Below are 24,455 nucleotides of genomic sequence, written 5' to 3'. Positions count from 1 at the left end.
GGTGACCGCCACGACAGGTGGCGGTCCGGTTGCCCGGGCGCGCGAGGGGGGAACGAAACCTATGGTGAAGCTGTCCGATGTACTGATCATGGTCGCCGCGATATTCGCGGCGGCAGGGCTGTCCGTCCTTCTTGGGGACGGCTGGGCGGGCATGGCCGTCGGCCCGTTCCTCGTCGGAATAGTCGCCGTGATCGTCGGTTCGAGGATCAAGGAGCGGCGGAAGCGGCGTAACAGCGGGGGATGGAGGTAAGACGGCAGGGGCCCGGGTCCGGGCCCCTCAGTCGTTGCGCGCCCGGACGGCCAGGACGGCGACCAGCAGGGGCGGCACCAGCAGGATCGAGAAGGTGACCGCATAGCCGCCGAGCTGGCCGGCCCCGGCCGCCAGGCCGACGTTGAGCGCGGCGGTGGCGACCCCCAGGACGACGACCTGCCCCAGGTTCATGTTCGTCTGCATGGCGCTGGTGGTGTGGCCCAGCCGGTCCGGCGCGCTGTGGGAGAGCGAGAGCACCGTCACGCAGGGGTCGAGCAGCCCCATCCCGACCGCCGCCAGCGGCATGGCCACCATGGCGACCAGCGGGGACACCCCCGAGAAGCTGCCCACCACGGCGAACACGACCGACGCCGCCATGACCAGTGCCCCCACCACGACGAGCCGGTGCCGGGCGACATGCTGGAGGAGCTTCCCCTGCACCCATGACGCCCCCGCCCACAGCACGGCGGACGCGGTGAACGCCACCCCGACCGTCACGGCGGCCACCCGCCGCTCCGTGATCAGCATCAGCGGCACCAGCGCCTCGACGGTGAAGTACGTACCCGAGGTCAGCCCCCGCATCAGCACCGCCGTGGGCAGCCCGCGAGCACTGCTCCAGGTGCCCTTCGGCAGCAGACGCGGCGCGAACACCACCAGGAGCACCACCCCCGCGACCACGAACAGCAGATGCCGTACGTCCCACCCGGAGACGCCGTACTGACCGAGCGCCGCCCCCAGGCTGAGCATCGCCGCGACGAACAGCGGCGGCCGGGAGGCGCGTTCCTCCGCAGGCGGCAGATCGGGCACCACCGGGCCGCCGTCCCCGTCCCCCGCCGGAGCCCTGCGCAACACCGCCACCAGAGCGAGCGCGGGCAGCGCGGTGAGCGCGGCCAGCCCGTAGAACACCGCCCGCCAGGACCACGCCTCGGCGACCACCCCGGCGATCGGCGGGCCGATCAGCGACGGAATGATCCAGCACGTACTCAGCATCGCGAGCATCCGGGGCCGCAGGGACTCCGGATACGACTGGCCGATGGCGGTCGTCACCGACACCGCGACCATCCCGGCCGACAGCCCGTCCACGAAGCGCCCGATCACCAACTGCCAGATGGACACACTGGACGCCGACACCAGCAGCGTCAGCACGGAGAGCACCATCCCCAGCGCCAGCGGACGCCGGGCCCCGGAACGGTCGGCCCAATGCCCGCCCAGTACGCCCCCGAGCAGACTGGCAGCCACAAAACTGCCCGCCACCAGGGGGAACAGGGACACCCCGTCCAGGTCCTGGGCCGCCGTCGGCAGGGTGGGCACCACGGCCAGCGCGGCGAACCCGGTCAGGAACATCACCGCGGCGAACGTCAGCGAGGCCGCCGCGTACCGCCGGGAGAAGATCCCCGGCTCGGTGTCCTTCGGTGGTTGAACGGCCTGCTTCGCTGTCATCTGCGCCCCCGTGGCGGTAGCTCGACACCCCGGGCTTGGTCCAGACCATCCGGGGCCAGCGGAGAAGCTACGGCCTGCTCCGACCTCAGGCAACCGAATTATGATGCGCACGCGACGGCGGGAAAGACAAAGGGGCGGGGAGCGGTCATGGCCAGGAAACGGGATTTCACCGAGACGCCCGCTTTTATCGTGCTGTGGGGTATCTCCGGTATCTGGGGCGCGGCGAGTTCGGGTTATCCGCTTTACACCCGGGTGTCCGGAGGGGCGCTGGGAACGCTGTGCGCGGGATTCCTGCTCGCCGAACTCGTCAGGCGGCGCCGAAAGCGGACGGCTGCCGGTCCCTGAAAAGCAGCGGCAAAAGAAGGCAGCGGCGGCACGGGGTGACTCACCTCCGTACCGCCGCTGTCGCTCAGGGGGCTTCGTTTCCTCAGCGCAGCCCGTCCACGAACACCCGCCAGGCGGGGGCGCCGATGGTGATGACGGGGCCGGTGGGGTTCTTGCTGTCCCGGACGGGAACGGAGCCGCAGGGAGCGGGGGCCATCTCGACGCACTCGCCGCCGGTGGGGCCGCTGTACGAGGACTTCTGCCAGGCGGCGCCACCGGTCACGGTGCACTCGACACAGTCGCCGCCGGTGTTGCCGCTGTAGCTGGACTTGCGCCACTCCACGCTCTTCAGGTCAGGGCCGGTCTCCATAACGCTCCTTCATCACGCGGCTGATCCGCGCCACCGATTCCTCGACGGAGAGTGCGGTGGCCTGGAGGTGAGCGTATCGGAGCGAAGCCTCCCTGATCGTGTCGGGGTTGGCCGTCATATGGCCGGAGATGAGGTCCTCGGTGTAGACGATGTCCGGGTCGTTGTCGAAGCGCAGGAGGTTGAACGAGCCAGCCAAGCTGGCGTGTTCACCTGCCTCGAAGGGCAGCACCTGGATACGCATCCAGCGGTTCGTGGCGAACTCCAACAGCCTGCCCAGTTGGGCTCGCATCACCTTATGGCCGCCGATCGGCCGGTGCAGGACGGCCTCGTCCAGAATTGCCCAGGCCAGCGGCGGCTGCTCCCGCTCCAGGATGAGCTGCCGCTCCATGCGAGCGGCCACGAGGGTCTCCAGATCGTCCGGCATACCGGTGGCCAGAACGGCCCGCGCGTACTCCTCCGTCTGCAACAGGCCGTAAACCACCTGCGACTGGAAGGTGGAGATGAACGCGGCCTTCTCCTCCATGTCCGCGTACGGACGAAACCAGCTCGGCAGTTGGCTTCGCAGAACCAGGCCGATGAGCCGGGAGAACAGCCCGTCCGTGCGGAGCGCTCTGTCCAGGGCTTCGGCGAACTCGCGGGTGGGGACCTTCTTCGTCGTCTCGATCTGGCCGATCAGCGACCCCGAGCAGAAGAGCTTCTCGCCCAACTCGGCCTGTTTCAGGCCCTGTGCCTCGCGCACGCGCCGTAGCTCCGCGCCGAAGTAACTGAGAGGGGAAGCGCTCGGGTCGAGCGTCTGGATGTTGGGCACAGCGCGGACCTCCGGTGCAACGCCTTGCGGCGTTCGTTTCACGGTGTAGCCGAGCGTAGCTATCCGCTCGCACGCTGGAGGCATGAATCGTGTATCCATCCCCCGAATTGATCCGGGGGAGCCCGTGTACCACGCCGACCTCGCCATGGGTGAGCACTCGGCCGGGCATCTGCGCCGCATCATCCGGCTCTACCTGACCACGTGGGACCTGCTCGAACTCGCCCCGGCGGCCGAGCTCGCGCTCACCGAACTGATCGCCAACGTGGTGCGGCATGTGCCGGGCCGCCGCTGCCAGACCTTCATCTTCCGGCTGCCGACGGGTGACGGTGTACGGGTGGAGGTGGCGGACAACAGCCCGGTCGTACCGCTCGCGATCAGGGGTGACGAGTTCGACGAGGGCGGGCGAGGGCTGATTCTGGTCAACGCCGTCACCGACGACTGGGGGGTGGTGAAGCGGTGGGACGGCAAGGGCAAGACCGTCTGGTTCGAGTGCGTGGACCGGAAGAAGTCCACAGGCGTCCGTGCCAGGTTCAGCCCGCGACCTCAGCCAGGACCGCGTCCGTGAACGGGGTCCACGCCTCGGCTGCCCACGGCCCGAAGGCGCGGTCGGTCAGGGCGACGCAGGCGACTCCGGCCGCCGGGTCGATCCACAGGAAGGTGCCCGACTGGCCGAAGTGGCCGAAGGCCGCCGGGGAGGAGGAAGCGCCCGTCCAGTGCGGGGACTTGGAGTCGCGGATCTCGAAGCCGAGGCCCCAGTCGTTCGGGCTCTGGTGGCCGTAACCGGGGAGGACGCCCTTGAGGCCCGGGTGGACGACCGTCTGGGCTTCGAGGACCGTACGGGGGTCGAGCAGGCGGGGGGCCTGGACCTCGGCGGCGAAGCGGACCAGGTCGTCCACGGTGGAGACGCCGTCGCGGGCGGGGGAGCCGTCCAGCGAGGTCGCCGTCATGGCCAGCGGCTCCAGGACGGCCTGGCGCAGGTACTCCGCGAACGGGATGCCGGACGCCTTCGCGATGTGGTCGCCCAGCACCTCGAAGCCCGCGTTGGAGTAGAGGCGGCGGTTGCCGGGCGGGGCCGTCACCCGGTGCTCGTCGAAGGCGAGGCCGCTGGTGTGGGCGAGGAGGTGGCGTACGGTCGACCCTTCGGGCCCGGCCGGCTCGTCCAGCTCGATCGCCCCCTCCTCGTACGCCACGAGCGCCGCGTAGGCCGCGAGCGGCTTGGTGACCGAGGCGAGGGGGAAGCGGTGGGCGGTCGGCCCGTGGGCGCCGAGGACGGTGCCGTCCGCCCGTACGACGGCGGCTGCCGCCGTCGGGACCGGCCAGGTGTCGATGATCCGCAGGCTCTCCATGGACCCGAGCCTAACGTTCAGAGGCGGAGGCGCATCGCCGGGTCCGGGGTGCGGACGAAGCCGAGCGAGGCGTACAGCGGCTCGGCGTCTTCGGGGGTGGCGCGGCGTGCGGTGCTGATGGGCGGCGAGGCTACGTACCGAAGATCCGGATCAGCAACCAGATTCCCGGGACGGCGACGATGAGCGAGATGACCGACAACGCGTACGCCCCTCCGTAACTGACCGGCAGAACCTTGGCGTTCTTCGGGTTGCGCGGGTCGTAGACCACCTCCATCGGGTCCCCCACCCGCGCGGAAGCGGCGGCCTTCGGCGCGGCCAGACACCGGAACGTCTCGCCCGACGCCGCCTGGAACTTCGCAACCTCGGCCACACCGTCCCTGGCATAGGTGTGCCGGACGCAGACCCCGCTGACCCGGACGCCCCTGAGGCGCAGGACGAACATCCGCCGGGCGACGAGGGCCAGCACGGCGGAGACACCCAGCGCCAGCAGGGCATGCGGCAGGAAGTAGGCCGAGATGGCGGCAGCGAGGTGCACGTCAGCAACCATGAGGGACACATCAGTCATACGGTCATCCAAGCGGAGCCCGCCGCTGCGGCACCAGTGGCTCGGGCGGCTCGGGCGGCTCGGATGCCTCGACCGGTGGTTCGACCGGGAGTCCGGGGGCACTCTCTTTTCGCTTCGACGGAGCAGACGGAGGGGAGATGGACATGCCGCGTGTTGGATGGTCTCTGGAGCAGAGGGCGGTCGTGAAGAGGTACCTCCAGTTCATGGGGGCCTTCGTCGCCGTGGGGGTGGTCCTGTCGGTGTTCCTCATCGTGTCGGGGAACTCCGGCGGATGGGCCCTGCTCGTGATGATCGCCTCCATGTGCGCCGTCGCGTACTTCTTCGTCCAGAGGGGGAAGACCGGGCAGCCCTGAGACCCGGGACCCGGGACCCGGGACCCGGAGTACGGGGCCCGGGGTGTCGGCTGCCCACGCCCAAGACGATTCGGCTTGCTTCGAGTGCACTCCAAGGATTTAGCGTGGAGCGCATGACGGTGATCGACGGAACGTCCCGGACCACCCCCGCCACCACCACTCCACCCCCGCAGCTCTTCACCGGGCTGAACGCCTGTACGGCCCCGCCCAGACCGCACCCCCGTCCGGCCGGTCAGGACAGCTACACCATCAGCGAGGTCGTCGCCTTCACCGGGCTCACCGCGCACACCCTGCGCTGGTACGAGCGGATCGGGCTGATGCCGCACGTCGACCGCTCGCACACCGGCCAGCGCCGCTTCTCCAACCGCGACCTGGACTGGCTCACCTTTGTCGGCAAGCTCCGGCTGACCGGGATGCCCGTCGCCGACATGGTGCGGTACGCGGAACTGCTGCGCGCGGGCGAGTCCACCTTCGAGGAGCGGCAGGAACTGCTGGAGTCGACCCGCCGCGATGTGATCACGCGGATCGCGGAGCTCCACGACACCCTGGCCGTCCTCGACCACAAGATCGAGTTCTACGCGGGCGCCCGCCGGGCGCCGGAAAGGCACAGCGCCTGATGACGGACAACGACACGAACACGACCGCTGCTTCCGCCACCCCCGCCCCCGCCTCCTCCGCCCCCATCGCCACGGTCGAGCTGGGCGGCCCCGGCGGACCGCGAATCGGCGTCCAGGGCTTCGGCTGCATGGGCATCAGCGAGTTCTACGGCGACACCGACGAGCTCTCCGCCCGGGACACCCTCGACGCGGCGCTGGAGGCGGGCGTCACGCTCTTCGACACCGCCGACATCTACGGGCGCGGGGCCAACGAGGAGTTCCTCGCCCCGTTCGTCGGAGCCCACCGCGACGAGATCACCCTCGCCACCAAGTTCGCCATCGAGCGGACCGACGACCCGCACCACCGGGTGGTGCGCAACGACCCCGCCTACATCCGCACCTCCGTCGAGGCGAGCCTCCGCCGCCTGAACACCGACGTCATCGACCTCTACTACATGCACCGCCACGACCCGGCCGTCCCCTTCGCCGAATCGGTCGGCGCGATGGCGGAACTGGTCCAGCAGGGCAAGGTCAAGCAGCTCGGGCTGAGCGAGGTGACCGGCCCCGAACTCCGCGAGGCGCATGCCGTGCACCCGATCGCCGCCCTCCAGTCGGAGTGGTCCCTCTTCAGCCGGGACGTCGAGCGGAGCGCGGTCGGCGCGGCGGCGGAGCTGGGCGTCACGCTCGTCCCGTACTCGCCGCTCGGCCGGGGCTTCCTCACCGGCTCCTTCACCGATGCGGGCAGGGACCTCTCCGAGGGCGACTTCCGCAAGCGCCAGCCCCGCTTCACCGGAGACAACGCCCGCACGAACGCGGCCCTGTTGGAACCGGTCCACAAGATCGCCGCCGCTCACGGGGCAACGGCCGCACAGGTGGCCCTCGCCTGGGTCCACCAGCGCGCGGAGGTGCACGGCCTGACGGTGGTCCCCATCCCCGGCACCCGCAAGCGCAGCCGCCTCCAGGAAAACGTGGCGGCGACCCACCTGACCCTGACACCGGAGGACCTGACCCTGCTGGAGCCGATCGCGAGCCGGGTCGCGGGCGACCGCTACCCAGACATGAGCAACACCTCGGCGGCCCGGGAATAGCGGGCACTCGGCCACCGGCCGCCCCGCCCCCCTCACGCCAGCCCCAGCGCGAACACCGCGAACCCCGCCGCCAGCACCCCCGCCACCGCGCGGCGGGCGTTCGCCGCGCGGGTGCCCGCCTTCCAGGGGGCGTCGAACCGGCGTGCGTACCGGGCTATCAGCACCAGCAGCCCCGCGAACACCGGTAGCCACACGATCCGGGCCAGCACCCAGCCCACCGTGTCCGGGCCGGTCGTCAGCCCCGCCACCGTCGCCGTACCGTCCCCCAGCAACGAGGCCGGTACGGCGGCGGCCAGCATCGCGCTCTGGTGCCAGCACAGGATCGTCATCGCGGAGAGGTTGACCACGACGACCGGCGCCCACAGCACCGGCCTGCGCAGCAGCCGACCCAGCCGGTCCCGCACCAGGATCGCCGCCCCGCTCTGGGCCGCCGCCAGGGCCACCACCAGCAGCGACGGCGGGTGGGAGTTGGTCCGCACCTCGCCGGGCACGCCGACCATCGACGCCGGGTAGTGGAAGGCCAGCAGCAGTACGGCGAAGAGCACCGCGCCCCCGACGAGCAGCAGCCGGGCGCCCCGCCTCCCTATCCGCCCCTCGCCCCACGACACGCCGAGCTGATAGGCGAAGAGCCAACCGGGCAGGATGTTGAGCACGCTCAGCCAGGACGGCACCGCATCGGCGAACGGCCCGTACCGCAGGAAGTCCACCACCGCGACCGACCCCAGCAACGGCAGCGCCGCCCACCCGCCGAGCTTTCCCGCGAGGCGGATGCAGAGCGGGGTGAGCGCGGTGACCACGGTGTACACCCCGACGAACCACAGCGGCTGGATCACCAGCGTCGACCCCGTACGCAGGGTGTCGCCGGGCACGCCGAGCCAGGAGAGCGCCGCCAGCAGCACCGCCCACACGGCGGTCACCCCGAGGACGGGCCTGCCGAGCCGGACCAGTCGGCCGCGCAGCCAGGCGGCCGTGGTCGAGGGGCGTCGGCGGTAGGAGAGGACGGAGGCGTACCCGCCGACCAGGAAGAAGATCCCCAGCATCTGGAGCACCCAGCTGAACGGGGCGAGGGCGCCGAACGCCGAGAGCGGGCTCGCGTTGTGCAGGCCGTCCGCGTCGAGCCGGAAGCCGCCGAGCATCCAGTGACCGGCAGGCACGGCGAGCAGGGCCAGGGCGCGCAGCCCGTCGATGGCGCGGTCGCGGTGGGCCGGGGTGGCGGCATCGACACGGTCGGCGAGGCGCCGCATGCGCGCGCATACGTGGGCCGGTGTGCTGGTGCGGGCTGTCATCGGAGTGCCCCTTCCGTGTCCACAGCCGTCCCCCGGGCGATGGCCGCGAAGGCCCGGAGCGAGTCCGTGCCCGGGGCGAAGTAGCCGGTGTGGCCCTGGGCGTCGTCCGCTGGGACGCGGCGGGCCCCGAATGCCGGGTCCGTGGGGTCCGTGCCGTGGCCGAGCCCCGCGAACCGCACGCTCGGCACGTCGTCGATCCAGTCGGTCGGGTCCTTCGCCGCCCAGACCCGGGCCCGGGTCCGCAGCGCGTCCACATCGTCGGCCCGCATCCCGGGGGAGCCCAGGACCACCAGGTCGGTGGCGAGCAGGCGAGGGGCGGCGAGGCCGCAGACGACAGAGCCGTAACTGTGGCAGAAGACGGCCGGCTCGGGCAGCCCGTCGGCGGTCAGGCCCTCCGCGAACCGGGTCAGCCGCCCGGCGCCCGCCTCCGCGAGGCGCCCGGTCGCGGCATCGACCCCGACGCCCACGGGGGTGGTGTACCCGGCCCAGGCGATGACGGCGGTCCCCGGACCGGCCTCCGCGTGCAGGGATCTGGCCATGCCCGCCGGTGTCCCGTACACATCGCCCTCCCGGTCGAAGGTCCCGGCGTCGGTGTCCGAGCCGGGCACCACCACGGAGACCCGGCGGGCCGAGCGCAGGTCCCCGAAGACCTCCGCGACCTGGCCGCGCCCGCGCGGGTCGAACGCGAGGATCTGGCGCCCGGGGGCGGCGAGCGAGTGGTAGCGCGGGTCGTCCTCGGTAGCGAGGGCCAGCGCGTTGGCGCGGTAACGGAGCTCCACGGGCGCCCCGTCGAGATTCCCGACGACGGACGGGTGGCGCAGGAGAAGGAGTTGCCGCTCCGCGGCGCTCAGACCGGAGAAGAACGCGGCGACTTCGGCGGGCGTGGACCGCGCCGGATCGGGCAGCTCCTCGCCCAGCACCGGGTCCGCCCGCCAGGACGCACTGCCCGGCGGCGGCCCGGCCAGCACCGGCTGCGCGTCCCCCGTGACCCAGCCTGCCGTTCCTGTCACCACGGCAGTGGCCAGCGCCGCCGCGACCACGCCCCTCGCATATCGGAGCATCGTGCCCTCCCTCTCCGCTGCCGCACCGACCGGTGCGACGATCAGGAAGGTAGGAACAAGGTGGGTGAGGGGGCGTCACACCGGGGGGCCAACTGCGAAGTACTACTGGGGTAGGGGGTGGGGGAAGCCGTGGAGCTCTACGATCCCGCGTCCCCCGGCGTCACCAGACCCGACTCGTACGCGAAGATCACCGCCTGCGCCCGGTCCCGCAGATCCAGCTTGGCCAGCACCCGCCCGATGTGCGTCTTCACGGTCTGCTCGGCCAGCACCAGCCGCCCCGCGATCTCCTGGTTCGACAGCCCCCGGGCGATCAGCTCCAGCACCTCCGTCTCACGCGGGGTCAGGCCGTTCAGCCGCAGTGCCTGGCCGCCGCGCTTCGCCCCCGAGGGGCGCTGTGCCGCGAAGTCCGCGATCAGCCGCCGCGTCACCGAGGGCGCCAGCAGCGCGTCGCCCGCCGCCACCACCCGTACTGCCGCGATCAGATCGGCGGGCGGGGCGTCCTTCAGCAGGAACCCGGAGGCCCCGGCGCGGAGCGCCTCGTACACATAGTCGTCCACGTCGAACGTGGTCAGCATCAGCACCTTCGGCCGGTGCACCACCCCGATCGGAGGGTTCAACAGCTCGCGGGCGGCGGCCAGTCCGTCCATCTCCGGCATCCGCACGTCCATCAGGACCACATCCGGATGCTGATGGCGGCTGACCTCCACCCCCTGCTTGCCGTCCGCCGCCTCGCCCACCACGTCGATGTCGCTCTGCGCCGCCAGCAGCGCCGCGAACCCCGCCCGCACCATGGCCTGGTCGTCGACGATGATCACGCGGATGGTCATGGGGCCTCCGGAGGCAGATGGGCGGACGGCTCGGCGGCCGGGGGCAGCGGTATCCGGGCGGCGACCCGGAACCCGCCGTCGGGCAGCGGACCGGTGTCCAGCGTGCCGCCGGTCAACCGTACGCGCTCCCGCATCCCGACCAGCCCGTGCCCGGTCCCGCTCGTCTCCAGCGGCGAACCGGGCGCGGCGGCGGGCCCGTTGACGACGAGCACGATGAGATGGCCCTGGGCCGCCGCGACGAGGATGCGGGTGCGGGCCCCCGGCGCGTGCCGCACCACATTGGCCAGCGCCTCCTGCACGATCCGGTACGCCGACAGATCCACGGCCGGCGGCACCTCGCCCAACTCCCTGGCGAGCGACAGCTCCACCGGCAGCCCCGCCCGGACCGTCGCCTCCACCAGCTGCTGGAGCCGGTCCAGCCCCGGCTGCGGCGCCCGGTCGCCCTCCGCCCCCTCGCTGCGCAGCACCGACAGCAGCCGCCGCATCTCGCCCAGCGACTCCCGCGCCGCCGCCGCGATAGCCGTGAACTCCTCCTCGGCGGCCTTTGGCAGTCCGCTGATCCGGTACGGGGCGGAGTCGGCCTGCACGGTGATCACCGACATGTGGTGCGCCACCACGTCGTGCAGCTCGCGCGCGATCCGGGTCCGCTCCTCCAGCAGCGTGCGCTGGGCCCGCTCGGCCTCGCTGATCGTCTCCTGCTCGGCGAGCCGACGCTGTGCCACGCCCCGCTCCCGTACCGCCCCGCCGATCACCAGCACCACCGCGCCCAGGATTGTCAGGAGCAGGGCGCTGCCGCTGCTGCGGTCCGGTGCGACCAGGTGCAGGACGGCTCCGGCGGCGCCCGTCACCGCCCAGACGGCTATCACCGTCCGCCGGGTCTCCCGCAGCCCGAGCGCCAGCAGCAGGAAGAGGTAGGCGACGATCACCGGCGGGGTCCACGGCCAGACATGGTGCGGCTCGGCGGGCCGCGCCAGCAGCACCACCGCGCCCAGGATGTCGGCGGGCAGGATGATCCACCACGCCTGGAGGGGCCGGTGGGCCAGCATCAGCAGCGGTGCCGCCTGGGCCACGCCGAGCGCCCCCGCCAGTGCGCCGGGGACGCCGTACTCCTCGGTCAGGTTGGTGATGGTGACCGGGATGAAGGTCGAGGCCAGCGCGAGGACCACGACGTACGGGAGGAGCCGCTGCCACCGTTTCGGGGCGTGGGCCAGCAACGGCGTGGACGGATGGGAGGCGTGGGACAGCGCGTGGGCGAGCTCGCGCAGATTGCGGCGGGCGGCGCTCAGCAGGCCGTCGGCGGGCGCCGGGGGCCCGGCGGGGGAAGTGGACATGACCGGGTCAGCCTAGAAGGGCGGGCCCCGCCGGGGCGTCATACCGGGGACGTGAACCGCGTCCGGCCCACCTCATACCGGAGTACGGGGTGGGGTCGCCGTTGCCCCGTACCTCGCCTGCCCCGCCTGCCCCGCCTGCCCCGTCTGTCGCGCCTGCCCCACCTGCCTCGCCGGGGTCTACAGCTCCGCGAGCAGCTCCGCCTTCTTCGCGCTGTACTCGTCGTCCGTGACCAGCCCCGCCTGGTGCAGCTCCCCGAGGTGATGTATCCGCTCGGCGATGTCCGCCGGATCGCGCCGCCCGGCGTTCACCAGGACCGGCGCCGGAACCACCGGCGCGTTCTGGCTCCGGCGGACGGATTCCAGTACGGCGGCGGCGAAGGGCAGCGACTCGTGCACCGGCCCGTAGCCCAGGCCGAACACGACGGCCGCCGGGTCCTGGTCCGCCGCCACGTGCCCGGCCTCGGCCGCGCGGGGCACCAGACGGAGGTAGCCGTCCAGGGCCTCGGGGGAGCGCCACTCGATTCCGGCCAGCTCGCCCACCCGGTACGTCTGGTCACCGGCCTTCCACTTGGCGCTGGAGGCCCCCGTCCAGAACCACCGGAACGAGACCCGCTCCCCGTCGAAGGCGGCCCGCCCGTCGTACGCCTTGAACTGCAACGGAGCCTCGGGGGCCGTGACCATGAAGCGGTCGGCGGGCTCGTCGGACGCGGGGCCCAGACAGGACCGCAGCTCGTCCGCGTAGTACTCCGCGAGCAGCTCCCGCTCGGCCGGAAGCACGAGGCGGTAGGGGTCGCACCCCTCCTTGAGCTGCCCCGCGGCAGCCTCCAGGAGCGGGTCGGCACCCGGTCTGGGCACGGCACGCAGCACCACCGTGTCCCGCTTGCCCGGGGTCAGCGTCACCGACGACAGCGCAGCATGCGGTATGCGGCGCTCCCGCAGGCTCTGCAGGAGCTTCGGCGTGCGGATACCCCGTTCGAAGCGGATGAGCACGGAGTCGGTGTCGAACTCCCAGGTGGTATGAATTCCGGCCAGCACATCACCCATGTGCCTCATCGTATGCGGCTGAGGCGCGCACGTCCCCCCTCGGCGTAAGTCGCAATTAATCGGCCTGTCACGCCTCTCTACGCGCGTCGGCCCTCCCGTTCACCGGAAATACCACGGCGGCAAGCGCCATCGGCCGTTGCGCAGCTGACCGATCCGTACGCGCCGACACCGATCGCGGCGAGGTTGCCGAGGCTCTCGGTGCCGGGTTCGAAGTACCCGCTGTGCCCGGCCGCCCCGGCCGCCGAGACGAGCCGGGCGCCGAAGGCCGGGTCCACGGGATCGGCGCCGTGGCCGATACCGCCGAACTCCATGTGCGGTACGTCCCCGATCCAGTCGTCCTCGTCCCGCATCGCCCAGATCCGGGCGTCCGTCCTCAGCCGCGCGGCGCTCTCGGCCCGCATGCCGGGGCTGCCCGCCACCGCGATGTCGGTCACCCGGGCGGGGGCGTCGTCGGCGGCCACCCCGCACACCACGGAGCCGTAACTGTGGCAGACCAGCGAGACGTCCGATGCGCCGGGCAACGCCCCGACCAGCGCGTTCAGCCGTACGGCACCCTGCGCCGCGAGCACGCCGAGCGCCGCGTCCATGCCGAGACCGGCCGGGGCGGTGTAGTCGGCCCAGGCGATGACGGCGGTACGGGTGGCGGGTGCGGCCGCGCGCTCCGCCCCGTACAGGGACTTCGCCATGCCGACGGGCGCGGAGTTGACGCGGTTGCTCCGCTCCAGGGTCAGGAGGTCGGTGTCGACGCCGGGGACGACCACGGAGACCCGGTCGGCCCGGTCGAGGTCTCCGAACACCTCGGCGGCGCGGCCTCTCCCGGAGGGGTCGAAGGCCAGGATCTGCCGGCCCTCCCCGAGCAGGGACCGGAAGCGGTGCATCCGGCGGGTCGCCTCGCTCCGGCCGTTCGCCGAGAGCGCCTCGTCGTACGTCCGCCGCTTCTCCACGGCCGCCGCCTGTTTCAGGGCCAGCCGGTTGGCGCGGTAGCGCAGGGTGACCGGGGCACCGTTCAGATTCCCCACGATCGAGGGGTACTTGTCCGCGAGCGCGATCCGCTGCCCCGCGGTGAGCGCGGCGAAGAAGCGGGCCAGCCGCTGGGCCGGCGCCCCGGCATCGGGGAGCGGGTGGCCCGCTGCTCGGTCCCGGGCCCAGGCGGCGAGGGCGATCTCGCGGGGCCCGTCGGCGGGACGGTGGTGGGCGGCGGACCAGCCCGTGGTCGCCAGCATCACGAACACGACCGCGAGGGCGAGCAGCGCGCGCCATGCGGTCACCGTGGGGGAGGTGTCGAAGGAAGTCACTGCGTCACACCCTAGGAGACGTGCGCGGACACCCGTGATCCACGTGAGGGACATCACCCGGCTGCGAGGATTCAACCGGAAATCTTCACGGAGGGTCAGCTCGCCCTCGGCTCACCCTTGAGTCAGCTCACCCCTTGAGCTGACTCTCCGGCCGCCTCTTGGGCCGGTTGCCGCCAGTCGCTCGCCAGGGCCGGGACGAGCTGGTCCAGGTACTCCTCCGTGAGGTCGCGCAGCGCCTCCACGCTCGAGTCCTGGCCCTGGCCCCACAGCTGGCCCGTCACCCGCATCACTCCGGAGAACGCGGCGACGGCCACCCGGGGCCGGGGGTCCCGGTCCACGTCGAGGCCCTCGCGCTCCGCGATCAGCCGGGCGATCTGGTTCTCCAGGGCGACCCCGCGCCGCATATGGGCGGCGAGCAGGGAGGGGGTCGATTCGATCATCCGGTACGTCCGCATGTGGAGGTCGACCGTGATGACCTCCTCGATCGCCTCGCCGATGCTGTTCCAGGCGCTGAGCACCGCCCGGCGCATGGCCTCGAACGGGGCCTCGTCGGCCGGACGGGCGCGCAGCTCCGCGATGAAGCGGGACTCCACCATCTCCTGTACGGCGAAGGTGGTGTCCTCCTTGTTCGCGAAGTAGCGGAAGAAGGTGCGCTGGGAGACGTCGACCGCCTCGACGATCTCGTCGACGGTGGTCTGCTCGTACCCCTGGGTGGTGAAGAGTTCGAGTGCGGCGCGCAACAGGTCGTCACGGGTGCGCTGCTTCTTGCGCTCACGCAGTCCGGGCCGGTTTCCGGCTCTCTGCCCGTGGGTCACGTACCCGCCTCTTTCCGCTTGTTTGTCCAGGTCAGCTTACCTGTGAGCGATGCGACAGCCACTGACTCATGAATGCGTTTGTCAACTGTCAGCGACTGTCACTAGTCTCCCCGTATGACTAGTCAGACCACCCTTGACAAGGCGCCGCGGGAGCCCGGGAACGGCCCCGTACCCGCCGCTGCCAAGGGACTTCGCGGCCACCCCTGGCTGACCCTGTTCGCCGTCGCCATCGGTGTGATGATGGTCGCGCTCGACGGCACGATCGTCGCCATCGCGAACCCGGCGATCAAGGAAGACCTGGACGCCTCGCTCGCCGACGTCCAGTGGATCACCAACGGCTACCTCCTGGCGCTCGCCGTCGCCCTGATCACCGCGGGCAAACTCGGTGACCGCTTCGGCCACCGGCAGACCTTCCTGATCGGCATCGCGGGCTTCGCCGCCGCCTCCGCCGCGATCGGCCTCTCCAGCGAGATCGGCCTGGTCGTCCTCTTCCGGGTGCTCCAGGGCCTCTTCGGCGCCCTGCTGATGCCCGCCGCGCTCGGTCTGCTGCGGGCCACCTTCCCCGCCGAGAAGCTGAACATGGCCATCGGGATCTGGGGCATGGTCATCGGCGCGTCCACCGCGGGCGGTCCCATCGTCGGCGGTCTGCTCGTCGAGCACGTCAGCTGGCAGTCGGTCTTCTTCATCAACGTGCCGGTCGGCATCATCGCGCTCGTCTTCGGCCTGGTGATCCTCAAGGACCACCGCGCCGCCAACGCGCCGCGCTCCTTCGACATCTTCGGCATCCTGCTGCTCTCCGGCGCGATGTTCTCCCTCATCTGGGGCATCATCAAGGCCGGTGAGTCCTGGGGCTGGGGCGGCACCTGGACCTGGGTCTTCCTCGGCCTCGCGCTCGCGCTCTTCCTCGCCTTCGGCGTCTGGCAGACGCAGGTGCGCGAACCGCTCGTCCCGCTGGCGATGTTCCGCTCCGTCCCGTTGACGGCCGGAACCATCCTCATGGTGCTGATGGCGTTCGCCTTCATGGGCGGCCTCTTCTTCGTGACGTTCTTCCTTCAGGGCGTCCACGGACTGAGCCCCGTCGACAGCGGACTGCACCTGCTGCCGCTGACCGCCATGATGATCGTCTCCTCGCCGGTCGCCGGTGTGCTGATCACCAAGTTCGGCCCCCGCGTCCCGCTGGTCGGCGGCATGGTCTGCACGGCCGTCGCGATGTTCGGCATGACGACGCTCAGCGAGTCCACCGGCACCTTCACCATGTCCCTCTGGTTCGCCCTGCTCGGCTGCGGCCTCGCCCCGGTCATGGTCGGCGCCACCGAGGTCATCGTCGGCAACGCGCCCCTGGAGCTCTCCGGCGTGGCCGGCGGCCTCCAGCAGGCCGCCATGCAGGTCGGCGGCGCGCTCGGCACCGCCGTCCTCGGCGCGGTCATGTCCTCCAAGGTCAGCGCCGACTTCGCGGACAACTGGACGGCCGCGGGGCTGCCCGGCGAGCCCGCCCCGGGGCTGGAGAAGTCCGCCGAGTTCGGCATGGTCCCGGTCGACGCCCTCTCCCAGGCGCCCGGTATGACGCCGGAGATCATCGCCGGTATCGGCGGCGTCATCCGGGACACGTTCATGTCCGGCATGGGCCTGGCCTTCACCGTCGCGGGCTGCGTCGCCGTCGTCGCGGCCCTGGTCGCCACCTTGACCAAGCGGGGCGCGAACGCGGACGCGGGCGCCGGAGTCGGCCACATCTAGGAAGCGCGCGCACCGGGGGCCTGCCCCCGTACAACCGGGGGGCCAACCCCCGTACGCCGTCAACACGGCGCACACCACAGCCCCGCCGAATCCTTTCGGCGGGGCTGTCGCCTATCAGGGTGGCCCGGGCCCTTCACCTCTTCCCCGAGCACCGCCGCGCCGGTCAGGGTGGTCGCTACAGCGGGGCGCCATGTCGGCGCCGCGCACACGACCACGGGGGTTGATCCACCATGCGTACGACCTTTCTCGCCGCGGGCCTGGCCGTCACCGCACTGACCGCGCTCGTCCCGCAGGCCCTCGCCCAGGACCGTTCCCGGGCGGACGCGCACCCGGCATCGGACGCCCGGCTCGGCACCTGCGAGGCGGGCCGGCTCTGTCTCTGGAAGAAGCCCGACTTCGCGGGCGCCCGCCGGACCTACGAGCTCTCCACCGTCGACATCGAGAGCTGCACCCCGCTCCCCAAGGGCGGCGACGCCCAGTCCCTCGCCAACCGCACCGGGCGGCCCGTCACCACCTACCAGTCGGCCGAGTGCCGGGAGACGGGCGAGTTCGAGACCTACCCGGGCGGCGGGACCTGGCTGCCCCACTCCCCGTACCAGGTGCGGGCGTTCAAGATCTGGGAGAACTGATCCCGCGCCCTCTCCGGACGCGCGAGCTCCCCGGACACGCCGGGGCCTCCGGACACGCCGAGGGGCGGCGGCGCACCCGCGCCACCGCCCCTCGGGCCCGTACAGCAGCTCTCCGGCTACGCGTCGCCGCCCGCCGCGCCCGGATCGGCCGCTGCCACATCCAGGAGGTCGTAGCGGTCCAGCGCCGTCTTCAGGGCCGACCGGTCGATCTTCCCCTCCTTCGCGAGCTCGGTGAGCACCGCGAGGACGATCGACTGCGCGTCGATGTGGAAGAACCGGCGCGCCGCACCACGCGTGTCCGCGAAACCGAAGCCGTCCGCGCCCAGCGACTGATAGGTGCCGGGCACCCAGCGCGCGATCTGGTCCGGCACCGAACGCATCCAGTCCGAGACCGCCACGAACGGGCCCTCGGCCCCGTCCAGCTTCCGCGTCACGTACGGGACGCGCTGCTCCTCCTCCGGGTGGAGCAGGTTGTACCGCTCCACGTCCACGGCCTCGCGCCGCAGCTCGTTCCAGGAGGTCGCCGACCAGACGTCCGCCTTGACGTTCCACTCCTCGGCGAGGATCTTCTGCGCCTCGACGGCCCAGGGGACCGCCACACCGGACGCCAGGATCTGCGCCGGGATCTCGCCCGCCTCGCCCTGCTTGAAGCGGTAGACACCCTTGAGGATGCCGTCCACGTCCACATTCTCCGGCTCGGCCGGGTGCTGGATCGGCTCGTTGTAGACGGTGAGGTAGTAGAAGACGTCCTCGTTCGCCTCGCCGTACATCCGGCGCAGCCCGTCCTGCATGATGTGCGCGATCTCGTACCCGAAGGCCGGGTCGTAGGAGACACAGCCCGGGTTCGTCGAGGCGAGCAGCTGCGAGTGGCCGTCCGCGTGCTGGAGACCCTCGCCGGTCAGGGTCGTACGCCCGGCGGTCGCACCCAGCACGAAACCGCGCGAGAGCTGGTCGGCCATCTGCCAGAACTGGTCACCGGTGCGCTGGAACCCGAACATCGAGTAGAAGACGTACACCGGGATCAGCGGCTCGCCGTGCGTCGCGTACGCCGAACCGGCGGCGATCAGCGAGGCCGTGCAGCCCGCCTCGGAGATGCCGTCGTGCAGCATCTGACCCGTCGGCGACTCCTTGTACGCGAGCAGCAGATCGCGGTCCACCGCCTCGTACTGCTGACCCAGCGGGTTGTAGATCTTCGCGCTCGGGAAGAACGCGTCCATGCCGAACGTGCGGTACTCATCGGGGGCGATCAGCACGAACCGCTTGCCGATCTCCTTGTCCCGCATGAGGTCCTTCAGGATGCGGACGAACGCCATGGTGGTGGCGATCGACTGCGAACCCGAACCCTTCTTCGCAGCCGCGTACGTCTTCTCCTCGGGCTGCGGCAGGGGCTTTGCACGCACCACCCGGGTCGGCACATAGCCGCCCAGACTGTTGCGGCGGTCGTGCATGTACTGGATCTCCTCCGAGTCGCGGCCCGGGTGGTAGTAGGGCGGGTAGCCCTCGTCCAGCTGCTTGTCGGTGATCGGGATGTGCAGCCGGTCGCGGAACCGCTTGAGGTCCTCGACCGTGAGCTTCTTCATCTGGTGGGTCGCGTTACGGCCCTCGAAGTTCGGCCCCAGCGTCCAGCCCTTGACCGTCTGCGCGAGGATCACGGTCGGCTGGCCCTTGTGCGCCTTGGCCGCCGCGTAGGCCGCGTACACCTTGCGGTGGTCGTGACCGCCGCGCCCCAGGTGCAGGATCTGCTGGTCGGTCATGTCCTTGACCATGTCCCGCAGCCGCGGGTCGTCACCGAAGAAGTGCTCGCGGATGTACGCGCCGGTCTCGGTGGCGTACGTCTGGAACTGCCCGTCCGGCGTGGTGTTCAGCTTGTTGACCAGGATGCCCGTGCGGTCCTGCGCCAGCAGCGGGTCCCAGGAACGGTCCCAGACCAGCTTGATGACGTTCCAGCCGGCGCCCCGGAACTGCGACTCCAGCTCCTGGATGATCTTGCCGTTGCCGCGCACCGGGCCGTCGAGCCGCTGGAGGTTGCAGTTGACGACGAAGGTCAGGTTGTCCAGGCCCTCACGGGCGGCGATGGACAGCTGGCCCAGCGACTCGGGCTCGTCCATCTCGCCGTCGCCCAGATAGGCCCAGACGTGCGACTTGGAGGTGTCGGCGATACCGCGCGCCTCCATGTAACGGTTCATCCGCGCCTGGTAGATCGCGCCGAGCGGGCCGAGGCCCATCGAGACCGTCGGGAACTCCCAGAAGTCCGGCATCAGCCGCGGGTGCGGGTAGCTGGACAGCCCGTTCGGCGCCTTCGACTTCTCCTGGCGGAAGGCGTCGAGCTGGGCCTCGCTCAGCCGGTCCAGCAGGAACGCGCGGGCGTAGATCCCCGGGGACGCGTGTCCCTGGAAGAAGATCTGGTCGCCGCCGTCGCCCTGGTCCTTGCCCCGGAAGAAGTGGTTGAAGCCCACGTCGTAGAGCGAGGCGGAGGAGGCGAAGGTGGCGATGTGGCCGCCGACACCGATCCCGGGGCGCTGCGCCCGCGAGACCATCACGGCCGCGTTCCAGCGGGTCGCGTTGAGGACCTTGCGCTCGATCTCCTCGTCGCCGGGGAAGAACGGCTCGTCCTTCGTGGCGATCGTGTTCACGTAGTCCGTGCTGCGCATCTCCGGCACGGCGACACGCTTCTCACGCGCGCGCTCGATGAGGCGGAGCATCAGGTAGCGGGCCCGCTCACGGCCTCGCTCGTCGACGGCGGCGTCGAGGGAGTCGAGCCATTCCCGGGTCTCCTCGGGATCGAAATCCGGGACCTGGCTCGGAAGGCCGCCAATGATGATCGGGTTGCGATCGGATCCGGAAGCCACACTGTTCCTTCGCTGTTCGGTGGTGCTCTGCGGGGTCTTGTTACGGGAACGTACCCCCGGGACAACTGTGTGCGCGCCGCCTCCATCGTGCTACCGCGAAGCCCCGGACGTCATCTCTACCGTGGGGTAACCCCGAGGTTCCGAAATTTCTTCTGCGGGGCACGAGTATGGGCAGTGCACGGCTGGGTACGGGCAAACCGCAACCTTACGCCCAAGGCGTCCAAGTGTTCCCAAAGGCTGTTCGGCTCCGATTGGCGGAGCGAAACGGCATAAGCTGAGGAAGGACGTAAACGGACGGGGCGACCTCGCGGAGCCCCGGAGGGGCAGCCCCAGGTCCCGGCGAGACATGCCGGAACTTGCGGTGACGTGGCAGGGAACGTCACCGTTTAGGCGGTCTCGGCCGCCGGGTACTTGCGCGATTCGCCGGGCCCGTGTGGACTACGGCCTACGCCCCGCGCACGCGCGTGGCAGCATTTTCCGAAGACATGATCAGGAGGCATCCCGTGAGCGCGACCGCGGACCACGCGGAGGAGCGGACCAACCCGGCAGCACGCCTGGGGTTCGAGCCCGGACAGGTGGTCCAGGAGATCGGCTACGACGAAGACGTCGAGCTGGAGCTCCGTGAGGGCATTGAGGCCACTACCGGCCAGGAACTCGTCGACGAGGAGTACGACGATGTCGCAGACGTCGTCCTGCTCTGGTTCCGCGACGAGGACGGCGACCTTACGGACGCGCTGGTGGATGCCATCGGTCTGCTCGAGGACGGCGGTACGGTCTGGCTGATGACGCCGAAGACCGGCCGTGACGGATACGTCGAGCCGAGCGACATCAACGAGGCCGCCCAGACGGCCGGTCTCGCCCAGACCAAGAGCATCAGCGTGGGCAAGGACTGGTCGGGCAGCCGCCTGGTCACCCCCAGGGCGGCCAAGGCCAAGCGCTGAACCACTCGCAGGACCCACCGGGGCCCCCGGACGGCGCTCAGGCGCTGCCGGGGGCCTTCGTACGCGCTCCCACCGGCCGTGCGTAGGGTGGGAGCGTCACCCGGATGGACGGATGGGCTCCGGGAACCCGGACGGACCGATGGAGTCCGGGAAGAGGGAAACGGCGAAGGGATACGCGTTCCATGGCGATCGAGGTCGGCACCGAGGCCCCGGACTTTGAGCTCAAGGACAACCACGGCCGGACCGTGAAGCTCTCGCAGTTCCGCGGCGAGAAGAACGTGGTCCTGCTCTTCTACCCGTTCGCCTTCACCGGGGTCTGCACGGGCGAGCTGTGCGCGCTCCGCGACGAGCTGCCGCGTTTCGAGAACGACGACACCCAGCTGCTCGCCGTCTCCAACGACTCCATCCACACCCTGCGCGTCTTCGCCGAGCAGGAGGGCCTGGAGTACCCGCTGCTCTCCGACTTCTGGCCGCACGGCGAGACCTCGCGGGCCTACGGCGTCTTCGACGAGGACAAGGGCTGCGCGGTGCGCGGCACCTTCATCATCGACAAGGCGGGCACCGTCCGCTGGAGCGTCGTCAACGGCCTGCCGGACGCGCGTGACCTGAACGACTACGTCAAGGCGCTCGAAGCGCTCTGAGCCGATCTTCTGGCGACCCCCGGCCAAAAGCCTGTTTTGGCCGGGAACCGGTCACTAGTATCCAATCGTTGATCCGATGCCAACGAACGACGGGGACGCTGGTGTCTGCCGGCCCCTGAGAAACTATCTGGAGGACTCGTGGGAGTCAGCCTCAGCAAGGGCGGCAACGTCTCGCTGACCAAGGCCGCGCCCAACCTGACCGCGGTCATCGTCGGTCTGGGCTGGGACGCCCGCACCACCACCGGTGGTGACTTCGACCTCGACGCCAGTGCGCTGCTGGCGAACGCCGAGGGCAAGGTCGCGGCCGACGGCAATTTCGTCTTCTTCAACAACCTCAAGAGCCCCGACGGCTCCGTCGAGCACACCGGTGACAACCTCACCGGTGAGGGCGAGGGCGACGACGAGGTCATCAAGGTGAACCTCGCCGGTGTCCCGGCCGACGTCGACAAGATCGTCTTCCCGGTCTCGATCTACGAGGCCGAGAGCCGCCAGCAGAGCTTCGGCCAGGTCCGCAACGCGTACATCCGCGTGGTGAACCAGGCCGACAACACCGAGCTCGCCCGCTACGACCTGAGCGAGGACGCCTCGACGGAGACCGCGATGGTCTTCGGCGAGCTCTACCGCAACGGTGCCGAGTGGAAGTTCCGCGCCATCGGCCAGGGCTACGCCTCGGGCCTGCGCGGCATCGCGCAGGACTTCGGCGTCAACGTCTGAGGACGGCGCTCACTCCGGCAGCACCGAGCAGTACCGGGCGCACAGCGCTCACGCACCACCCCGTCCGGCGTCGCACCTGCTGCGGCGCCGGACGCGCTCAACCGGGCGCTTTCGACGCCCGAGCACGGGCGCCCGAAAGCGCCCGTCCGCGTTTCCACGACTCGGGGAGGACACACATGGGCGTCACGCTCGCCAAGGGAGGCAATGTCTCCCTCTCCAAGGTCGCACCCAACCTCACCCAGGTGCTGGTCGGGCTCGGCTGGGACGCACGCTCCACCACCGGAGCCGATTTCGACCTCGACGCCAGCGCGCTGCTGTGCCAGTCGGGCCGGGTGCTCGGTGACGAGTGGTTCGTCTTCTACAACAACCTCACCAGCCCCGACGGTTCCGTCGAGCACACCGGTGACAACCTGACGGGTGAGGGCGACGGCGACGACGAGTCGGTCATCGTCCGGCTCGACCAGGTCCCCGCACACTGCGACAAGATCGTCTTTCCGGTCTCCATCCATGACGCCGACAACCGGGGCCAGGCGTTCGGCCAGGTGAGCAACGCCTTCATCCGCGTGGTGAACCAGGCGGACGGCCAGGAGCTGGCGCGGTACGACCTCAGCGAGGACGCCTCCACGGAGACCGCCATGATCTTCGGCGAGCTCTACCGCTACCAGGGCGAGTGGAAATTCCGTGCGGTCGGCCAGGGGTACGCGTCGGGGCTGCGCGGCATCGCTCTAGACTTCGGCGTCAACGTTTCATAACGCCACGCACGGCGCGAACGTTTCATAACGCCACGCATGGCGCGGGGGAACCCCGGTCGCACCAGGGGAGACCCTTACCCAACACGATGAGGTACCAGTGGTTCTGAAAACCTTCGGCTGGTCGTTCGCGGTGACCGCGCTCGGCCTGGTCGCAGCCTTCTTCTACGGGGGGTGGCAGGCTTTCGGCATCGTCGCGATCCTGACGATCCTGGAGATCTCGCTCTCCTTCGACAACGCGGTGATCAACGCCGGAATCCTGAAGAAGATGAATGCCTTCTGGCAGAAGATCTTCCTCACCATCGGCATTCTCATCGCCGTCTTCGGTATGCGGCTGGTGTTCCCCGTCGTGATCGTGGCCGTGAGCGCGCAGCTCGGCCCGATCGAGGCCATCGACCTCTCCTTCAACGACCCCGACAGGTACAAGGAACTGGTCACGGACGCCCACCCGGCGATCGCCGCCTTCGGTGGCATGTTCCTGTTGATGATCTTCCTGGACTTCATTTTCGAGGACCGTGACATCCAGTGGCTCCGCTGGATCGAGCGTCCGCTCGCCAAGCTCGGCAAGGTCGACATGCTGTCGGTCTGCGTCGCGCTGATCGTGCTGCTGGTCAGCGCGATGACCTTCGCGACCCAGGCCCACCAGCACGGCGGCGGGCACGTGGACAAGACGTCGACCGTCCTGCTCTCGGGTGTCGCGGGCCTGATCACCTACCTCGTCGTGGGCGGGCTCTCCAGCTACTTCGAGGGCAAGCTCGAAGAGGAGGAGGAGCGCGAGCACGAGGCCGAGGAGAAGGCCAGGAAGGCGGGCAAGCCCGTCACCGGGGTCGCCCTCGCCGGAAAGGCCGCGTTCTTCCTCTTCCTCTACCTGGAAGTCCTGGACGCCTCCTTCTCCTTCGACGGCGTCATCGGGGCCTTCGCCATCACCAACGAGATCGTGCTGATGGCCCTCGGCCTCGGTATCGGCGCCATGTACGTCCGTTCGCTCACCGTCTACCTGGTCCGCCAGGGCACGCTGGACGACTACGTCTACCTGGAGCACGGCGCGCACTACGCGATCGGCGCGCTCTCCGTCATCCTGCTGGTCACCATCCGGTACGAGATCAACGAGATCATCACCGGCCTGATCGGCGTCGTCCTCATCGGCCTCTCCTTCTGGTCCTCGCTCCGCCGCAACAAGGCCATCGCGGCGGCGGGCGGCGGCCGCGGGGACGCAGGCGGAGGCGCGGGTTCCAAGGCCCACGTCCACTCCGGGGTGTGACCCGGTAGGGATTGAGGAACGCTCTCTCTGCGGGGCGGCCCACACGGCGACGGCTCTCCGGGACCACCCGGACCCGGCCCGGTGGCCGCCCCGCAGCGATGTACGGGACCGGCGGACAGCAGGCGACAAGGCGCCGCA

At 70.5% G+C, this 24,455-nt stretch carries 26 protein-coding genes; 13 read left to right on the top strand and 13 right to left on the bottom strand.

The features are described from left to right. Positions 1-61: 61 nt before the first annotated feature. Positions 62-250, top strand: coding sequence for a hypothetical protein (locus B7C62_08770; GenBank protein ARF72357.1), 189 nt, complete (start codon positions 62-64; stop codon positions 248-250). A gap of 27 nt (positions 251-277) precedes the next feature. Here the strand turns inward: B7C62_08770 and B7C62_08765 are convergent, their stop codons facing one another. Further along, positions 278-1,690, bottom strand: coding sequence for an MFS transporter (locus tag B7C62_08765; protein ID ARF72356.1), 1,413 nt, complete (start codon positions 1,688-1,690; stop codon positions 278-280). 147 nt (positions 1,691-1,837) lie between these two features. Here B7C62_08765 and B7C62_08760 point away from each other — a divergent pair, with 147 nt between their 5' ends. Then, complete coding sequence (locus B7C62_08760) at positions 1,838-2,035, top strand: hypothetical protein (GenBank protein ARF72355.1); 198 nt, start codon at positions 1,838-1,840, stop codon at positions 2,033-2,035. Between the two features lie 82 nt (positions 2,036-2,117). On the opposite strand, the gene B7C62_08755 is transcribed toward B7C62_08760, so the two are convergent. Beyond that, a complete protein-coding gene (locus B7C62_08755) occupies positions 2,118-2,384 on the bottom strand; it encodes a DUF397 domain-containing protein (GenBank protein ID ARF72354.1) in 267 nt (88 codons plus the stop codon). Continuing rightward, positions 2,368-3,192: a transcriptional regulator gene (locus B7C62_08750; protein ID ARF72353.1), complete on the bottom strand. Its 825-nt coding sequence runs from the start codon at positions 3,190-3,192 to the stop codon at positions 2,368-2,370. The genes B7C62_08755 and B7C62_08750 overlap by 17 nt, the downstream gene beginning before the upstream one ends. Positions 3,193-3,274: 82 nt before the next feature. On the opposite strand from B7C62_08750, the gene B7C62_08745 reads away from it, so the two are divergent. Then, positions 3,275-3,757, top strand: a complete 483-nt coding sequence (locus tag B7C62_08745; GenBank protein ID ARF72352.1) for a hypothetical protein — start codon at positions 3,275-3,277, stop codon at positions 3,755-3,757. Here the strand turns inward: B7C62_08745 and B7C62_08740 are convergent. Together B7C62_08740 and B7C62_08735 are read right to left on the bottom strand one after the other, a co-directional pair. Continuing rightward, positions 3,723-4,538, bottom strand: a complete 816-nt coding sequence (locus B7C62_08740; GenBank protein ID ARF72351.1) for a serine hydrolase — start codon at positions 4,536-4,538, stop codon at positions 3,723-3,725. The genes B7C62_08745 and B7C62_08740 overlap by 35 nt on opposite strands. A 130-nt stretch (positions 4,539-4,668) precedes the next feature. After that, complete coding sequence (locus B7C62_08735; protein ID ARF72350.1) at positions 4,669-5,073, bottom strand: hypothetical protein; 405 nt, start codon at positions 5,071-5,073, stop codon at positions 4,669-4,671. 167 nt (positions 5,074-5,240) lie between these two features. Between B7C62_08735 and B7C62_08730 the strand changes: the two genes are divergently transcribed. The 3 genes from B7C62_08730 to B7C62_08720 all read left to right on the top strand — a co-directional run bounded on the left by B7C62_08730 (position 5,241) and on the right by B7C62_08720 (position 7,140). Then, positions 5,241-5,456 carry a hypothetical protein gene (locus B7C62_08730; GenBank protein ID ARF72349.1) on the top strand — a complete coding sequence of 72 codons (216 nt, stop codon included), beginning with the start codon at positions 5,241-5,243 and terminating at the stop codon, positions 5,454-5,456. A gap of 113 nt (positions 5,457-5,569) precedes the next feature. Continuing rightward, positions 5,570-6,073 (top strand): MerR family transcriptional regulator, encoded by a 504-nt coding sequence (locus tag B7C62_08725; GenBank protein ARF77054.1) that lies wholly within the window; start codon positions 5,570-5,572, stop codon positions 6,071-6,073. Continuing rightward, positions 6,073-7,140, top strand: coding sequence for an aldo/keto reductase (locus tag B7C62_08720; protein ARF72348.1), 1,068 nt, complete (start codon positions 6,073-6,075; stop codon positions 7,138-7,140). The genes B7C62_08725 and B7C62_08720 overlap by 1 nt, the downstream gene beginning before the upstream one ends. Before the next feature lie 32 nt (positions 7,141-7,172). Here the strand turns inward: B7C62_08720 and B7C62_08715 are convergent, their stop codons facing one another. The 7 genes from B7C62_08715 to B7C62_08685 all read right to left on the bottom strand — a co-directional run bounded on the left by B7C62_08715 (position 7,173) and on the right by B7C62_08685 (position 14,799). After that, the gene (locus tag B7C62_08715; GenBank protein ARF72347.1) at positions 7,173-8,384 is read right to left on the bottom strand and encodes a hypothetical protein; all 1,212 of its coding nucleotides are present in this window, start codon (positions 8,382-8,384) and stop codon (positions 7,173-7,175) included. A 38-nt stretch (positions 8,385-8,422) separates the two neighbouring features. Then, the gene (locus tag B7C62_08710) at positions 8,423-9,487 is read right to left on the bottom strand and encodes a hypothetical protein (GenBank protein ARF72346.1); all 1,065 of its coding nucleotides are present in this window, start codon (positions 9,485-9,487) and stop codon (positions 8,423-8,425) included. 137 nt (positions 9,488-9,624) lie between these two features. Beyond that, entirely contained in the window at positions 9,625-10,314 is a 690-nt protein-coding gene (locus B7C62_08705) for a DNA-binding response regulator (protein ID ARF72345.1), read from the bottom strand. Then, entirely contained in the window at positions 10,311-11,645 is a 1,335-nt protein-coding gene (locus tag B7C62_08700) for a two-component sensor histidine kinase (GenBank protein ID ARF72344.1), read from the bottom strand. Before B7C62_08700 ends, B7C62_08705 begins: the two co-directional genes overlap by 4 nt. 177 nt (positions 11,646-11,822) lie before the next feature. Next, the gene (locus tag B7C62_08695; GenBank protein ARF72343.1) at positions 11,823-12,689 is read right to left on the bottom strand and encodes a hypothetical protein; all 867 of its coding nucleotides are present in this window, start codon (positions 12,687-12,689) and stop codon (positions 11,823-11,825) included. A 77-nt stretch (positions 12,690-12,766) separates the two neighbouring features. After that, positions 12,767-13,984: a hypothetical protein gene (locus B7C62_08690; protein ID ARF72342.1), complete on the bottom strand. Its 1,218-nt coding sequence runs from the start codon at positions 13,982-13,984 to the stop codon at positions 12,767-12,769. A gap of 122 nt (positions 13,985-14,106) precedes the next feature. Then, positions 14,107-14,799 carry a TetR family transcriptional regulator gene (locus tag B7C62_08685; GenBank protein ID ARF72341.1) on the bottom strand — a complete coding sequence of 231 codons (693 nt, stop codon included), beginning with the start codon at positions 14,797-14,799 and terminating at the stop codon, positions 14,107-14,109. A gap of 114 nt (positions 14,800-14,913) precedes the next feature. Here B7C62_08685 and B7C62_08680 point away from each other — a divergent pair, with 114 nt between their 5' ends. Together B7C62_08680 and B7C62_08675 are read left to right on the top strand one after the other, a co-directional pair. Next, positions 14,914-16,533: an MFS transporter gene (locus tag B7C62_08680; protein ARF72340.1), complete on the top strand. Its 1,620-nt coding sequence runs from the start codon at positions 14,914-14,916 to the stop codon at positions 16,531-16,533. 230 nt (positions 16,534-16,763) lie between these two features. Next, positions 16,764-17,162, top strand: a complete 399-nt coding sequence (locus B7C62_08675; GenBank protein ARF72339.1) for a proteinase inhibitor I36 SMPI — start codon at positions 16,764-16,766, stop codon at positions 17,160-17,162. 116 nt (positions 17,163-17,278) lie between these two features. On the opposite strand, the gene B7C62_08670 is transcribed toward B7C62_08675, so the two are convergent. Then, complete coding sequence (locus B7C62_08670) at positions 17,279-20,011, bottom strand: pyruvate dehydrogenase (acetyl-transferring), homodimeric type (GenBank protein ID ARF72338.1); 2,733 nt, start codon at positions 20,009-20,011, stop codon at positions 17,279-17,281. A 503-nt stretch (positions 20,012-20,514) separates the two neighbouring features. Here B7C62_08670 and B7C62_08665 point away from each other — a divergent pair. From B7C62_08665 to B7C62_08645, 5 genes are all read left to right on the top strand, one after another. Further along, entirely contained in the window at positions 20,515-20,952 is a 438-nt protein-coding gene (locus B7C62_08665; GenBank protein ARF72337.1) for a hypothetical protein, read from the top strand. A gap of 182 nt (positions 20,953-21,134) precedes the next feature. Continuing rightward, positions 21,135-21,593, top strand: coding sequence for a peroxiredoxin (locus tag B7C62_08660; GenBank protein ID ARF72336.1), 459 nt, complete (start codon positions 21,135-21,137; stop codon positions 21,591-21,593). Positions 21,594-21,731: 138 nt separating this feature from the next. Further along, positions 21,732-22,307, top strand: coding sequence for a chemical-damaging agent resistance protein C (locus tag B7C62_08655; protein ARF72335.1), 576 nt, complete (start codon positions 21,732-21,734; stop codon positions 22,305-22,307). 176 nt (positions 22,308-22,483) lie between these two features. Continuing rightward, on the top strand, positions 22,484-23,059 hold the full coding sequence (locus tag B7C62_08650; GenBank protein ID ARF72334.1) for a chemical-damaging agent resistance protein C: 576 nt from the start codon (positions 22,484-22,486) through the stop codon (positions 23,057-23,059). Between the two features lie 97 nt (positions 23,060-23,156). After that, on the top strand, positions 23,157-24,317 hold the full coding sequence (locus tag B7C62_08645) for a hypothetical protein (protein ID ARF72333.1): 1,161 nt from the start codon (positions 23,157-23,159) through the stop codon (positions 24,315-24,317). Positions 24,318-24,455 lie beyond the last annotated feature (138 nt).

It is taken from the genome of Kitasatospora albolonga (genome assembly GCA_002082585.1).
In the GTDB taxonomy this organism is placed as follows: Bacteria; Actinomycetota; Actinomycetes; order Streptomycetales; family Streptomycetaceae; genus Streptomyces; species Streptomyces stephensoniae.
This window is presented reverse-complemented; position numbering and strand designations above follow the sequence as displayed.

What these genes read in the sequence shown, in the direction of transcription:
- B7C62_08660 (ARF72336.1), top strand. Translation starts at nt 21,135, where the DNA reads ATGGCGATCGAGGTCGGCACCGAGGCCCCGGACTTTGAGCTCAAGGAC.
- B7C62_08745 (ARF72352.1), top strand. Translation starts at nt 3,275, where the DNA reads ATGAATCGTGTATCCATCCCCCGAATTGATCCGGGGGAGCCCGTGTAC.
- B7C62_08715 (ARF72347.1), bottom strand. Translation starts at nt 8,384, where the DNA reads ATGCGGCGCCTCGCCGACCGTGTCGATGCCGCCACCCCGGCCCACCGC.
- B7C62_08765 (ARF72356.1), bottom strand. Translation starts at nt 1,690, where the DNA reads ATGACAGCGAAGCAGGCCGTTCAACCACCGAAGGACACCGAGCCGGGG.
- B7C62_08695 (ARF72343.1), bottom strand. Translation starts at nt 12,689, where the DNA reads ATGGGTGATGTGCTGGCCGGAATTCATACCACCTGGGAGTTCGACACC.
- B7C62_08710 (ARF72346.1), bottom strand. Translation starts at nt 9,487, where the DNA reads ATGCTCCGATATGCGAGGGGCGTGGTCGCGGCGGCGCTGGCCACTGCC.
- B7C62_08755 (ARF72354.1), bottom strand. Translation starts at nt 2,384, where the DNA reads ATGGAGACCGGCCCTGACCTGAAGAGCGTGGAGTGGCGCAAGTCCAGC.
- B7C62_08700 (ARF72344.1), bottom strand. Translation starts at nt 11,645, where the DNA reads ATGTCCACTTCCCCCGCCGGGCCCCCGGCGCCCGCCGACGGCCTGCTG.
- B7C62_08650 (ARF72334.1), top strand. Translation starts at nt 22,484, where the DNA reads ATGGGCGTCACGCTCGCCAAGGGAGGCAATGTCTCCCTCTCCAAGGTC.
- B7C62_08675 (ARF72339.1), top strand. Translation starts at nt 16,764, where the DNA reads ATGCGTACGACCTTTCTCGCCGCGGGCCTGGCCGTCACCGCACTGACC.
- B7C62_08705 (ARF72345.1), bottom strand. Translation starts at nt 10,314, where the DNA reads ATGACCATCCGCGTGATCATCGTCGACGACCAGGCCATGGTGCGGGCG.
- B7C62_08730 (ARF72349.1), top strand. Translation starts at nt 5,241, where the DNA reads ATGGACATGCCGCGTGTTGGATGGTCTCTGGAGCAGAGGGCGGTCGTG.
- B7C62_08720 (ARF72348.1), top strand. Translation starts at nt 6,073, where the DNA reads ATGACGGACAACGACACGAACACGACCGCTGCTTCCGCCACCCCCGCC.
- B7C62_08725 (ARF77054.1), top strand. Translation starts at nt 5,570, where the DNA reads ATGACGGTGATCGACGGAACGTCCCGGACCACCCCCGCCACCACCACT.
- B7C62_08770 (ARF72357.1), top strand. Translation starts at nt 62, where the DNA reads ATGGTGAAGCTGTCCGATGTACTGATCATGGTCGCCGCGATATTCGCG.
- B7C62_08760 (ARF72355.1), top strand. Translation starts at nt 1,838, where the DNA reads ATGGCCAGGAAACGGGATTTCACCGAGACGCCCGCTTTTATCGTGCTG.
- B7C62_08680 (ARF72340.1), top strand. Translation starts at nt 14,914, where the DNA reads ATGACTAGTCAGACCACCCTTGACAAGGCGCCGCGGGAGCCCGGGAAC.
- B7C62_08740 (ARF72351.1), bottom strand. Translation starts at nt 4,538, where the DNA reads ATGGAGAGCCTGCGGATCATCGACACCTGGCCGGTCCCGACGGCGGCA.